This is a genomic window from Staphylococcus sp. HMSC059F04 (assembly GCF_001812565.1).
Classification (GTDB): domain Bacteria; phylum Bacillota; class Bacilli; order Staphylococcales; family Staphylococcaceae; genus Staphylococcus; species Staphylococcus lugdunensis.
In genome coordinates this window covers 64,985-78,219 of sequence record NZ_KV809467.1, presented here as the reverse complement: position 1 = coordinate 78,219, position 13,235 = coordinate 64,985, and the positions used below count along the sequence as shown (strand labels likewise).

Below are 13,235 nucleotides of genomic sequence, written 5' to 3'. Positions count from 1 at the left end.
AATGGATAATGAAAAAGCCTTTTTCAAAATTATTTGGTTTAAAAAATAAAGAAGACATTGTTGGCTATATTGAAGAAGATCGCAATTCTAATGTTGAATCCATTCAAATTGAACGTATTGTGCCTAATCGTTATCAACCACGACAGGTTTTTGACCCTAGTAAATTAAAAGAACTTGCTGAATCGATTGATGAACATGGTTTGTTACAACCCATTGTTGTAAGACCAATTGAAGAGCACATGTATGAAATTATTGCTGGAGAACGACGTTTTAGGGCATTGCAATCGTTACAAAAATCACATGCTGATGTCATTATTCGTGACATGAGTGATGAGGAAACGGCCGTAGTTGCTTTAATTGAAAATATTCAGAGAGAGAACTTATCTGTAGTAGAAGAAGCGGAAGCCTATAAAAAACTACTTGAAATAGGTAATACAACACAAAGTGAATTAGCTAAGAGTTTGGGGAAAAGCCAAAGCTTTATTGCCAATAAGTTACGTCTGTTGAAATTAGCACCTAAAGTTATCGTGCGCCTTAGAGAAGGTAAAATTACTGAACGACATGCACGAGCAGTCTTACCTCTGTCTAATGAAGCACAAGAACAGCTCATTGAACAAGTCATTCAACAAAAGCTTAATGTTAAACAAACAGAAGCACGAGTGAAGCAACAAGTAGGACCAGAAAAGGTTACAGCACAAACATTTCAGTTTTCGCATGATTTAACGCAAGCTAGGGATGAAGTGGGTAAGAGCATCCAAGCAATCGAACAGTCAGGTATTCGAGTAGAACATCGTGATAAAGATCACGATGATTACTATGAAATTAAAATCAAAATATATAAACACTAGATAACACAGATTGGGATATCGTTCCAAGAAACATAAGCCAGTAAATGAGTTTAAAAAAATCATTTACTGGCTTATTTGTTTATAATACTTTGTATTAGCATGTCTTTTTATATCAAATTATGTTTAAAAATAAAGCATATTTGCATCATTTAATAGATGTCACTTAACTAAATGAACACGGTGTCTTATGTATCAAAGGCAACATCCGTTACGAATAGAACTTTCAACTTTAATACCTTTAAATAATATTTCTTAACATATTAATGAGAGTGTGGAAATCATACTCGAAGAAAAGATTTTGGTGTTTCAATGATATTTCGTTACAGTTAAATCCCTAACTGTTTTTATTTTCATTTGCCCTGTTTACAATTTAGAAATTACGATTTATATTAATAGTAAACGGTACGTTTCGTTTTACAATAAAATGTCAAAGAAGGGAAAAGATTGTTTAGTATTTCTAGTGCTATTCTACACTTTGTTATCGGTGGTTTTGCAGTGGCATTTGCATCGATTATGTCAGAAAAAATTGGAGGTAAGTTAGGAGGAATTATCGCTACACTGCCGGCAGTCTATTTAGCAGCAATCATTGCATTGGCAATTGATCATCGTGGTGAAGAACTTGTTAAAATGTCTATGCATTTGAGTACAGGTGCAATTATTGGTATTGCTTCTTGTATATTAACAGTGGCATTAACATCTATCTATATAAGTAAGAAAGGTTATGTTAAAGGTAGCATTTTTGCACTTGTTTGTTGGTTTATTATTTCAGTTGCCATCTTTTTAGTAAAACACATTTAAATTTGGAGGCTTTCGTAACATGAAACTTGCTGTAATTAAATTTTTAGTTGGTGGCACGGCAGTCTTATTAAGCTATATTGTATCTGTCGTTTTGCCATGGAAAGAATTTGGAGGTATCTTTGCGACCTTACCGGCAGTCTTTTTAGTGTCATTATTTATTACGGGTATGCAATTTGGTGATGAAGTAGCCATGCATGTGAGTCGTGGTGCTATTTTTGGTATGACGGGTGTCTTATGTAGTATTATCGCAACATGGGCCATGCTCAACTATACACATCAGTGGCTATTAAGTGTTATTATTGGTTTCATAGTTTGGTTTGTAAGTGCATTTTTAATATTTGAGTTAGTTGAATTTATAGCACGTAAAAGAAGGGAACGACATGGCTGGAAGACCAAAGGATCCAACGATAGATAAAAAGATTTTTAGTGAAATTGAACGTTTGTTAGAAATGTCACACTACGGTGAGATTACGATAGAGCAAATTGCAGAAAATACTGGTGTATCGAAGGCAACGATTTATAGACGATGGAAAGATAAAGCATCCATTATTATCGATATGTTTGTTACGCATACACGTGATATTACGTTTAATCATATAAATTTATATGATGCATTGTTTGCTTTTGCCACACAAATCATGGCTATTTATAAGACGAATTTAGGAAGAGCTGTGATTGAGATATTAGTCAGTTCTAAGCAATCTGAGGCTAGAGGATTATTTATGAAAGGTTACTTTGAAAGTAATCGGCGAAATTTTAAAGAGATGATTGCACCTTATCTTAATGAAGAAGACCAAGATTTAATGATTGATTTAGTATTTTCACCCATTTATTTTAATATCTTAATTAAGCCTCAAGAGTTAGATGAGCATTATATTCAACGGTTATTAAAGCGTTTGCTTAAGGCCTATGATATTGAGCAATAACGATTTGAACAGTTTGGGACATCATTTTGGGACATCATTATGTTTTAGACTATGAACGATATATTGGCAGTAGTTGACTGATTTGAAAATACGTTTATACTAAGCTTTTTTCAATCCTGGTCAACCTTGCTGGGGCGGGACTACGAATTCATAATGAATTCAGTCCCGCTCACATTTTTATTTAACAAACTAATAATTATTGAAATCGTTTACATAATATATTCATAATGCTAGCATTAACTTAGCAATCTTGTGGAAAATCAAACATCGAGATATCGACATCAATGTAACAACAAAACAATGAGGTGGATAAAGATGGATCATGAAATTCCTAGAAAGATGAAAGTGGCAGTGTTAAATGAACCGTACGATATTGAAATTAAAGAAGTGAATGTGCCAGAACTTGGGCCGCATGATGTATTGGTACAAATGTTAGCAGTTGGTGTATGTGGCTCTGATGTGCATTATTATGCTCATGGTAGTGTCGGTGAATTTGTAGTTGAAGCACCACTTATTTTAGGACATGAATGCGCTGGAAAAGTAGCAGCTGTAGGCAGTGATGTAACGCATTTTAAACCTGGAGATCGCGTGGCAGTTGAACCGGGTGTGCCATGTGGAACATGTGAATATTGTAAAACCGGAAAATATAATTTGTGCCCAGACGTTGTATTTCTCGCAACACCTCCTGTTGACGGGGCATTTACGGAATATTTGAAGCATCCAGAAGATTATTTATTCCATATTCCAGACACATTGAGCTATGAACAAGCAACGCTGAATGAACCATTGTCAGTTGGTATACAAGCTTGTCGTCGAGCAAATATTCAACCAGGATCATCTGTAGTGATAATGGGAATGGGACCTGTGGGATTAATGACGGTTGTCGCGGCCAAAGCCTTTGGAGCTACTCAAATTATCGTATCTGATATGGAACAAAATCGTTTAGATGAAGCACTAAAATTAGGGGCAACAACAACTATTAATGTCAAAGACGAAGATGTTAATCAACGAATAAATGAATTAACACAGCAACATGGTGTTGACTACGCAATTGAGACAGCAGGAAATCAAATTGCCTTACGCAGTGCTTTAGCAGCATTAAAAAATGGTGGTACTCTAGCAGCGGTAGGTTTAGCTCAAGAGGCGGATAATCCTCTTAATATTCCTTTTATTACCAATCATGAAATAAACCTTGTTGGTATTTTTAGATATGCAAATACGTATGATACAGGCATTCAAATTTTAAGTCATACTGATGCAGATTTAAATTCTATGTTTACACATCAATATCCTTTGTCAGAAACAAAAGCAGCAATGGAGCGTGCAAGAACAGATAAATCGGGTTCGTTAAAAGTGATTGTATATCCAAATGGTATCGAAGCAGCCAAATTATAAATTTAGAGATAAATATTCAGTTTGGGACATCATTATATTTTAGACTATGAACGATATATTGGCAGTAGTTGACGGGATTGAAAATATGATTATACCAATATTTTTTCACTTCTAGTCAACTGTGCTAGGATGGGACAGAATTCATCATGAATACTATCCCACTCACGGATATATCATTATTGATAAGGTTATACATTGTTATGCAATATAGCAGTATAGCCTTATTGTTTTTTAGTTTTAAGATATATTTTTGAAAATTCTATTTAATATTTTCTAATAAAGTTAGAAATATTGAACTTTTAGCATAAAGTTGTTATTTTATTCAAAATTAACTATGAAATACATGTTATTTTCCTATGGTTGTAAAATAAATTGTGTTAGCATTGTAAATGGTAACGGTTTCATAAAATGTGAAAAGGAGGGTTGTTAATGAATATTGAAGAAACAAAACGCTTTATTGAAGCGGGTCATCTTTCCGTAGGCATTGAATTTGGATCGACAAGAATTAAGACGGTAGCCATTGATGATGATTTTAATACAATAGCTACGGGCTCATTTGAATGGGAAAATAGTTTTGACAATGGCTATTGGACTTATTCCATGAATGATGCATGGGTTGGTTTACAAAAAAGTTATGGTGAAATGACACGATACGTTAAAGATAAATATGATACGACTGTTAATCAAATAGCGTCATTAGGTATTAGTGGCATGATGCATGGTTATTTAGTATTTGATGAACATGATGATTTACTTGTACCTTTTAGAACATGGCGTAACAATAATGCGAATGAAGCAGCTACGGTATTACGTGAAGATTTTAATGTTAATATTCCCGAGCGTTGGAGTATCGCACAACTTTTTCAATCAGCGATGGAGACAGAACCCCATGTCGAACGTGTAAGATATATGACGACATTAGCGGGTTATATTCATTGGTATTTAACCGATGAAAAAGTGATTGGTATTGGTGATGCTTCCGGAATGTTTCCAATTGATAGTCAACGGCTAGATTATCGTCAAGATTTAATGGACCGCTTTAATAAGTTATTTGCGCAGCGTGGTTATAACCAAAAGATTGGTGACATTTTACCTCGTGTTGTCGTAGCAGGTGAGTCTGCTGGAAGACTAACCGAAACAGGTGCAAAATTAATTGATCCAAATGGTGAGTTGCAGGCAGGATGTCCTCTTTGTGCCCCTGAGGGAGACGCAGCAACAGGTATGGTTGCAACGAATAGTGTAGCACCGCGTACAGGTAATGTTTCAGCAGGTACAAGTATCTTCTCAATGATTGTGTTAGAACAACCTATTCAACGTGTTTATCCAGAAGTAGATATTGTAACGACGCCAGATGGTTATGAAGTAGCCATGATTCATGCGAATAATTGCACGTCTGATATTAACCTTTGGATAAATCTTTTTGAAGAAGTATTACAAACGATGGGCGTCAATTACGACAAAAATGAGCTTTTTACAAAAGTTTTTGAAAGCGCTTTAAACGGAGAGGATAACCTGGGAAATTTATTATCTTATGGCTATATCTCTGGGGAATTTATTACCGATGTACCTCAAGGTTATCCTATGTTAGTGCGGTCGGTAGATAGTAACTTTAATTTAGCAAACTTAATGAAAACGCATATTTATAGCGCGTTCAGTACGTTGAAAATTGGCGTTGATTTATTGAAAGAAAATGAAAATATTACTATAGATTCTATGCTTGGTCACGGTGGTATTTTTAAAACTGAAAAGGTTGCGCAAATGTTTTTAGCAGCAGCGCTTGAAACAAATGTACGTGTCATGCAAACGGCAAGTGAAGGCGGTGCATGGGGCATTGCAGTATTAGCACAATATTTAAAAGACCAACGCAATAGTGATTTAGCCACTTATTTAAGCAACTATGCGTTTAAGAATACGACGTCTGTTGCTATTGAGCCAACTGCTGCAGAAGTGGAAAGTTTTCGAATGTATACTGAACGTTTCAAGCAAGGCATTCCACTTGAAAAATTAGCAGCAAAAAAATTCGGAATGTAAAAGTTTAAACAAAATAATGAAAGTGGGATGGAAACGTGGTTAATAAGATACAAAGTCAGCAAACAGAGCGTCAATTTTTAGGCTTACCAATGGTACTTATTTGGGGCTATGTTGCAGTGGCTATTTTTATGACGGGTGATGGTGTTGAGCAAGCGTTCTTGTCTAAATATATTGGGAGTCTAGGATTTAGTAGCTCAGAAGCTGGTAGAGTACTGGCTGTTTATGGCTTGGTTGTGGCTATCGCATCATGGTTATCAGGTGTGTTAGCAGAAATATTTAGCCCAAGACGTATCATGACATTTGCCTTTATTATTTGGATTATCTTTCATGTAGGATTTCTAGTGTTTGGTTTAGAACAACAAAACTATGCCATGATGCTTATTATGTATGGTATCCGCGGTTTTGCTTATCCAATGTTTATTTATAGCTTTGTCGTATGGATTACATATTCTTCACCTGCCTATAAACTCGCATCCGCGATGGGTTGGTTCTGGGCGATGTATTCTATAGGTATTGGTGTATTAGGTTCATATTTACCAAGCTTTACGATTCCATTTATTGGAGAGTTGGGTTCATTATGGTTATCAATTGTATTTATTCTAGTTGGTGGACTCATTGCAACGTTCTTGGTGAAAGATAAAAAAGGTGAAGACGTTGAAGCAAAGCGTATGACGACAAAAGAAATGTTTGCAGAATTTGGTCGAGGAATCACGCTTCTAGGTAATAAGCAAGTAGCTATTGCTTTTGTGGTGCGGATTATTAACCAATTATCGCTATTTGGCTTAGTTGCTTTTTTACCGCGTGTATATACTGATGAATTCGGCTTTACAACATCTGAATGGCTACGCGTATGGGGACTGATGTATTTTATCACAATCTTCACTAACTTATTCTGGGGTGTTGTCGGTGATAAAATTGGCTGGGTGCGCCAAGTGCGTTGGTTCGGTTGTATTGGCATGGCCTTATCAACTTTAGCCTTCTATTATTTGCCATCGTGGAGTGGTCCAAACATCTTTGTGACGACATTAATAGCGTTAATGTTAGGTTTCGCAGTGGCGGCATATGTACCGATGTCTGCTATTTTCCCAACATTAGTGCCGGAACATAAGGGTGCGGCAGTATCTGTACATAACCTGGCTGCAGGATTAAGTAATTTTTGTGGTCCTGCGATAGCAAGTGTCACATTAATGTTTACTACAGAAAAAGTAACTATTTGGGTCTATGCCATTCTTTATATCATAGGCTTCATCTTGACATTCTTTATGAAAGTGCAGCAACCAACGAAAGAAGTAGAAATAACAAATCAAGTACAAACGAATGAAGGAGTGTAATTTATGACAAATATTATTGATCAATTTAGAGTAAATGGTAAAGTAGCAATCGTAACTGGTGGGGCGATGGGTCTAGGTAAAGCAATGGCTGAAGCGCTAGCACAAGCAGGTGCAGATATTGTAATTGCCGACATTAAGTTAGATTTAGCAGAAGAAACAGCTCAAGCTATTGCACACAATGAAGGTGTTAAAACAACAGCATTAAAAGTAGATGTTACAAATCCTGATGATGTTAATAAGATGGTACAAGATGTTGTTAGAGAATATGGAAAAATTGATATTTTAGTTAATAATGCAGGAATGACAATTAATGAAAAAGCGGAAGATGTTTCTTATGAAAATTGGTTAAAAGTCATCAATCTCAACTTAAATGGTGTTTTCTTAGTGGCACAAGCAGTTGGACGCCAAATGATTAAACAAGGAAATGGTTCAATCATTAATACATCATCAATGTCTGGCTTAATTGCAAATAAACCACAAGAGCAAGCATCTTATAACGCATCTAAAGCAGGCGTCATTATGTTAACGAAAAGTTTAGCCATGGAATGGTCTAAATACGGTATTAAAGTAAATACAATCGCACCAGGTTATATGAAAACAGCATTAACTGAACCAATGTTTAATACTGGTGGCGATATGATTGATTATTGGATGGGAGCAACACCAATGGGTCGTCCAGGTGAGCCACACGAATTAGGCGGTATTGTCGTTTACCTCGCATCTGATGCATCAACATTTGCTCAAGGTAGTGTATTTACAATCGATGGTGGTTACACAGCATTATAATATAATTTCAAAACAGTCTGAGATATCAATCTCACAATAATAGCACAATGATGGTTTGCCATAATCATCGTTGTGCTTGTTTTATATTCAATGATCTTTTGAAATGTAAAATAAATCGCTAAATTTTGTTAAGGAATCGTATTAAATGGGATAAAAAATTAATAATTAATAATATTGTCAAAAATGGGGTGGTCAAAATGATTTGACTAGTATATGATAAAAGAAATTTCATACAAAAGGATGGAATATCATTGAAAAAGATTATACTAATTCTAATACTAACAATGTGTATGGCAATTTCTTTATATGGTTGCGAAGAGAACAAGAAAAAGAAAGTAGCAAAGAAGCCTGTTAATATTGAATATGTTGCGCCTCAATCACAAACGGGAAAGAAATATGACGATAAAATTGAGTCATTACAAAAGTTATTGTCTAAAGAGTTAAAAGCGCCTGTGAATATACAGCGTACAACTAGCGATTATAAGATGATTGAAGATTTAGCATCTAAAAAAATGGATGTGGCTATCATGTCGCCAGTAACCTATACAATTGGTCGAGATAAAGGAACAGTAGATGTTCTGTTAAAATCTAAAGACTATTTAGTTGATGATAAAGGAAATCAAACTAAGAAATTGGGAGATTATTATCGTTCACAAATTGTGGTTAAAAAAGATAGTGACATTAAAAAGCTTAAAGATTTAAAAGGGAAAAAAGTTGGGTTACAAGATGCAGATTCAGCTGCAGGATATATTTATCCATTAGCTGATTTGCAAAGAGAACATATTCCTAAAAGTGCATTGCGTGTGTCTCAATTTAAAGATGAAGATCAAGCATTAAAGACGTTGCTAGATGGAGATATAGATGCCGTGGCTACTTATGATGATGCACGTGTAGAGCTAAAAAAATCTAAACCTAATGTTTATAAAGATACGAGAGTCATTTATACATCAGATAAAATACCAAATGACACTATTTCGGTTCGTGTAGATTTAAGTGACGAATGGCGTAATAAAATTGCAAAAGCATTTATTAATGTCAGCAAAAAGAAAGAAGGACGTCAATTAATTCATGACCTCTTTGACCATGAAGGATATGAAAAAACAAGTGAAGCGGACTTTAAGAAAGTTAGAGATAACCGTATCTTGATAGACGGCTAGAAATATTAACAGAAGGGTATCACCATATCAGTTTGGGCATCATTATGTCCTAAGTTATGAACTAAATATTGTTAGTAGTTGATTGGATTGAAAATACGCTTATACCAAGCTGTTTTCATTCCTAGTCAACCTTGCTGGGGCGGGACTTCGAATTCATAATGCATTCTGTTCCGCTCCTTTTTTTACCAAAGATACACATTGTTTTGTAACACATAAATAAAATTTTAGACATACGGACGTCTAAAAAACACGATGATATCAAATTGTCAAAGCATTTTGTCACTATTAATACTGCAGTTTCTAAAGATATTTGATAGATTAATACTATAACATACGTTTCTATAAAACTATCACTTATTTAAATGAGTGAAATTTTCACAGAGATAATCTAAGGAGTGCAAAATGATAAATGTTGAGCAACAATTAAAAAAATATAGAATACAGCAAGGTTATTCACAAGAAGTATTGGCTGAAAAATTATATGTTTCTAGACAAACGATTTCTAACTGGGAAAATAATAAAAGTTTGCCCGATATCCACAATTTATTAATGATGTGCTCGCTATTTAATGTATCCTTAGATGATCTTGTTAAAGGAGACGTATATCAAATGGATAGAGAAGTAGTACGTAAGGAAATGAACAAATGGACATGGTGTATGTTAGTAACATTTGTAATAGCCGCTGTGTTGATAGGGCCTATGATACATTATTTTAGTTGGCTAGGATTATTTATCATATTGATTTTATACATGATAGGCCTTTTTGCAAGTATACGAATAGATCGACTTAAATATAAACATAACATGGAAAATGCAGATCGTATTATTGCATTTATGAATGGAGAAGATCCTAATAAAGTTCAAGTAACGAAAAAACGTGAGCTCTTCACGAGTGCTTTAGCTTTTATCTGTTTTGTTGGTAGTATTATGATTATTGTACTAGCTAGTTTATGGTTAACTGATGTATTCTTATAAATTTAAAAATGGGGCAGTCATCACAGTTATTTCATTTAGCTGTGTTACTGCCCCTATATACTATCTACTTATGATTATTCTTTTCTTCACGACGTTTTAAGTAATAAGCGCCCCCGAGTAACCCTGCAGGCACACCAAGAATAGGTGTTGTTATACTACTTAAAATGATAACAGCTAGTGTCAATGTTATACCGTTAAACCAATTAACCTCTAAGTTTTTTAAATCCTCGTATGATTGTTTAACTAATTCTTTAAATTTCATGACAATACATCCTTTCAAAATATATTAATTTAATGCTTGTTTAATCTTATTGTTTGCATGGATAAATGAAATAACAGCAAATATTAAATAAACGATGGTATACACAACCATGACTACAATAACAGGTCTTAAATCTTGTTGCCCTAATAAATTCATAAAAGCCAGAGCTGCGAATAAAGCATGTAATAAGGCAATCAATAAAGGTAAACCAAAGTTGAATAATATTTTAAAACCTATACCTTTCATCATATCAATATGCGTGAAACCAATACGACGTAAGATACGATAATTGCTCATTTCATCTTCGGTTTCATCCATCTGTTTAATATAAATAATACAACCCGCTGCAACTAAGAAGGCTAGACCAAGGAAGGAAGAAACAAACATTAAGATACCATTTGATTGATCTAGCATGGTTGTTGTTTGACTTTGAATCGTGACATTAGGTGCGACACGCTGAGCTATATGTTCGGCCTGTTTAAGCTGTTGATGCGTGTGAATATTATAGCCATAGTGTGTAGCAATGAGCTTATCATTTGCCAACGATTGGTATTTTTCCGGACTTACTTTTAATACAGGCCCGCCATTTGATGCAAGCATTGAAATCACTTCATCTTTATTTATTGCGTTAACGTTAAAGGTTTGTTGTGATTGTCCTTTAACAGTGACATTGCGATTTAAGTGAATGTTAACTATACCGCTTAATGGACCCTTGAGATTCGTTAGTGTTGCCTTATTACCTTGTACTTTTTGATCTGGCATGATACCCAAGCTTAGTTGATTATTTGTATCATTTAATTTATTTTTTAGTGCCTCACTTTTGACAATTTTGGTCATTAAGACAGATACTTCTTTTTTATGATAACGAATGCCTTTTTGCTTTAACTGTTCTTCAAATTTTTGTGCAGAAGATGCTTTTGAAAAGTTGATATCTTGTGGTGACGTTGCCTTAAGTGTGTAATCAGTATTGGATTTACTAATGACACCAAAGCATAAAATCGTAACCGTGACCGCTGAAATGATTGCGATGATTGTTAGCGATAAAGCATTTTTCTTCATTCTGTGCATAATAGACGACGTAAAGACGACATCTGTAATATTAATACGCCCATGCTTTAATTTTTTCAAAGATTTAAAAATAATAGAAACTGAACTTCTGAAAAATAAATAGGCACCGACAATCGTTAAGAATAGAATAACAAAAGGTGATAACATTGTGAGTGTTAAGGCTTTAAATTGACCAAACATTTCCGTGGAAATATAATATCCAAATGCTATCATGATGATACCTAATAGGCCGGCAACCGTTTCAGGTATGGTGATGCGTGCTTTAGTAGCTTCTGAAGATATATTATCTTTCATCATATCTAAAATGCTACGTTTCTTTAAAAAACGTCGATTTTGCAAAAATATCATAATAAAAGCTAATAGTAGCATGATCATGGTTTGAATCAACGCCATGGGTTCAAAACTAATTGAGACATTAATAGATAAATGCATCATACGTATTAAGATTGATAATAAAAGCTGTGAACCAAACGTTCCAATAAATATTCCTATAATACCTGTCAGTGCAAAAAAGGTAAACTGTTCTATTGATAACATACGTAAGATGTTATGTTTATTTAAACCAATCAATTGAAATAGTGCAAATTCTTTTGTTCGTCGTTTAATAAATAAATGATTGGTATACATTAAGAAAATGATAATAATAATGAAGAGAAAAATAGCACCTATCATTGCACCTTTTTGAACAATTGTACCAGCATTCTCGTTATTAATACTTTTTGTATATTGTAATGTGACAAAACTATAATACAGTATAATACTTAAAATAAGTGAAAATAAATACAACATATAGTTTTTGATGTTTTGACGTAAATTTTTAAAAATGATTTGATTAAACGTCATTAGCTACACCACCCATTGAAGACTGCAGTTGAATAATGCGGTCATAAAAGGCGCTTTTAGTGTGTTCACCTTGTCGGAAATCAGAATAAATAGCACCATCTTTTAACATAATGACACGTTGTGCGAAACTTGCTGCTGAAGGATCGTGAGTAACCATTACAATCGTTGTATTAAAGTGTTGGTTCATGTCTTCTAAACGATGTAGTAAATCTTGGGCGCTTTTAGAATCAAGCGCACCTGTAGGCTCGTCAGCAAAAATGATGCTTGGTTTATGAACGAAAGCACGAGCAGCTGCTGTTCTTTGTTGTTGACCACCAGAAATTTCACTAGGATATTTATGACTTAAGTCATGGATACCTAAGGCTTGTGTTACTTCGCTATAATTTTGCTCCATCTCTGCTGCAGATAACTTTTGTACTGATAGTGGTAACATGATGTTTTCTTTGACAGTTAACGTTGGTAAGACGCTATAGTCTTGAAAGATAAAACCTAGGTCTGTTTTACGAAATTGTGCAAGTTGTTTATCATTTAAGTTGTTTAATGTGTGACCATTAATTTCAACAGTACCACCTGATAATGTATCAATAGAGCTGATTACATTAAGTAACGTTGTTTTACCTGAACCAGATGGGCCCATAATTGCTACAAATTCTCCTTTATCAACCGAAAAGTTAATATCGTGTAGTGCTTTATATTTTTGTTTTTTACCATAAACTTTAGATAAATGATTAACATTTAATATAGGCATTGTGTCACTCCTCTTGTTTTATCGATATTTTTATTTTATGAGTTATTCAACACAAGCGCCTTTATCT

13 protein-coding genes are annotated in these 13,235 nt (G+C 34.3%); 10 read left to right on the top strand and 3 right to left on the bottom strand.

What is annotated here, in order from left to right; genetic code table 11:
* Positions 1–8: 8 nt before the first annotated feature.
* The 10 genes from HMPREF2864_RS04715 to HMPREF2864_RS04670 all read left to right on the top strand — a co-directional run bounded on the left by HMPREF2864_RS04715 (position 9) and on the right by HMPREF2864_RS04670 (position 10,247).
* Positions 9–848 (top strand): ParB/RepB/Spo0J family partition protein, encoded by an 840-nt coding sequence (locus HMPREF2864_RS04715; RefSeq protein WP_002461047.1) that lies wholly within the window; start codon positions 9–11, stop codon positions 846–848.
* Between the two features lie 444 nt (positions 849–1,292).
* A complete protein-coding gene (locus HMPREF2864_RS04710; RefSeq protein ID WP_002461048.1) occupies positions 1,293–1,646 on the top strand; it encodes a DUF3147 family protein in 354 nt (117 codons plus the stop codon).
* Between the two features lie 19 nt (positions 1,647–1,665).
* Complete coding sequence (locus tag HMPREF2864_RS04705; protein WP_002461049.1) at positions 1,666–2,061, top strand: DUF3147 family protein; 396 nt, start codon at positions 1,666–1,668, stop codon at positions 2,059–2,061.
* Positions 2,027–2,572, top strand: coding sequence for a TetR/AcrR family transcriptional regulator (locus HMPREF2864_RS04700; protein WP_002479208.1), 546 nt, complete (start codon positions 2,027–2,029; stop codon positions 2,570–2,572). The genes HMPREF2864_RS04705 and HMPREF2864_RS04700 overlap by 35 nt, the downstream gene beginning before the upstream one ends.
* Positions 2,573–2,887: 315 nt before the next feature.
* On the top strand, positions 2,888–3,967 hold the full coding sequence (locus HMPREF2864_RS04695; RefSeq protein WP_002479209.1) for an NAD(P)-dependent alcohol dehydrogenase: 1,080 nt from the start codon (positions 2,888–2,890) through the stop codon (positions 3,965–3,967).
* A 429-nt stretch (positions 3,968–4,396) separates the two neighbouring features.
* The gene (locus tag HMPREF2864_RS04690; protein WP_070545251.1) at positions 4,397–5,998 is read left to right on the top strand and encodes a xylulokinase; all 1,602 of its coding nucleotides are present in this window, start codon (positions 4,397–4,399) and stop codon (positions 5,996–5,998) included.
* A 35-nt stretch (positions 5,999–6,033) separates the two neighbouring features.
* Positions 6,034–7,329 (top strand): MFS transporter, encoded by a 1,296-nt coding sequence (locus HMPREF2864_RS04685; RefSeq protein WP_002461056.1) that lies wholly within the window; start codon positions 6,034–6,036, stop codon positions 7,327–7,329.
* Positions 7,330–7,332: 3 nt separating this feature from the next.
* Positions 7,333–8,115: a glucose 1-dehydrogenase gene (locus HMPREF2864_RS04680; protein ID WP_070545249.1), complete on the top strand. Its 783-nt coding sequence runs from the start codon at positions 7,333–7,335 to the stop codon at positions 8,113–8,115.
* Positions 8,116–8,366: 251 nt separating this feature from the next.
* Positions 8,367–9,272, top strand: a complete 906-nt coding sequence (gene phnD, locus HMPREF2864_RS04675) for a phosphate/phosphite/phosphonate ABC transporter substrate-binding protein (RefSeq protein WP_002461059.1) — start codon at positions 8,367–8,369, stop codon at positions 9,270–9,272.
* A 405-nt stretch (positions 9,273–9,677) separates the two neighbouring features.
* Positions 9,678–10,247, top strand: a complete 570-nt coding sequence (locus HMPREF2864_RS04670) for a helix-turn-helix domain-containing protein (protein ID WP_176744205.1) — start codon at positions 9,678–9,680, stop codon at positions 10,245–10,247.
* A 64-nt stretch (positions 10,248–10,311) separates the two neighbouring features.
* On the opposite strand, the gene HMPREF2864_RS04665 is transcribed toward HMPREF2864_RS04670, so the two are convergent.
* The 3 genes from HMPREF2864_RS04665 to HMPREF2864_RS04655 are packed head-to-tail and all read right to left on the bottom strand — an operon-like array spanning position 10,312 to position 13,168.
* Entirely contained in the window at positions 10,312–10,509 is a 198-nt protein-coding gene (locus HMPREF2864_RS04665) for a VraH family peptide resistance protein (protein ID WP_002461061.1), read from the bottom strand.
* 24 nt (positions 10,510–10,533) lie between these two features.
* Positions 10,534–12,420, bottom strand: coding sequence for an FtsX-like permease family protein (locus tag HMPREF2864_RS04660; protein WP_070545244.1), 1,887 nt, complete (start codon positions 12,418–12,420; stop codon positions 10,534–10,536).
* Positions 12,410–13,168 (bottom strand): ABC transporter ATP-binding protein, encoded by a 759-nt coding sequence (locus tag HMPREF2864_RS04655; RefSeq protein WP_002492014.1) that lies wholly within the window; start codon positions 13,166–13,168, stop codon positions 12,410–12,412. Before HMPREF2864_RS04655 ends, HMPREF2864_RS04660 begins: the two co-directional genes overlap by 11 nt.
* Positions 13,169–13,235: the final 67 nt, after the last annotated feature.

Bases quoted from the DNA above. Each gene is read 5' to 3' on its own strand.
- HMPREF2864_RS04715 (WP_002461047.1), top strand. From the start codon at position 9: ATGAAAAAGCCTTTTTCAAAATTATTTGGTTTAAAAAATAAAGAAGAC.
- HMPREF2864_RS04705 (WP_002461049.1), top strand. From the start codon at position 1,666: ATGAAACTTGCTGTAATTAAATTTTTAGTTGGTGGCACGGCAGTCTTA.
- HMPREF2864_RS04700 (WP_002479208.1), top strand. From the start codon at position 2,027: ATGGCTGGAAGACCAAAGGATCCAACGATAGATAAAAAGATTTTTAGT.
- HMPREF2864_RS04695 (WP_002479209.1), top strand. From the start codon at position 2,888: ATGGATCATGAAATTCCTAGAAAGATGAAAGTGGCAGTGTTAAATGAA.
- HMPREF2864_RS04690 (WP_070545251.1), top strand. From the start codon at position 4,397: ATGAATATTGAAGAAACAAAACGCTTTATTGAAGCGGGTCATCTTTCC.
- HMPREF2864_RS04680 (WP_070545249.1), top strand. From the start codon at position 7,333: ATGACAAATATTATTGATCAATTTAGAGTAAATGGTAAAGTAGCAATC.
- HMPREF2864_RS04665 (WP_002461061.1), bottom strand. From the start codon at position 10,509: ATGAAATTTAAAGAATTAGTTAAACAATCATACGAGGATTTAAAAAAC.
- HMPREF2864_RS04660 (WP_070545244.1), bottom strand. From the start codon at position 12,420: ATGACGTTTAATCAAATCATTTTTAAAAATTTACGTCAAAACATCAAA.
- HMPREF2864_RS04655 (WP_002492014.1), bottom strand. From the start codon at position 13,168: ATGCCTATATTAAATGTTAATCATTTATCTAAAGTTTATGGTAAAAAA.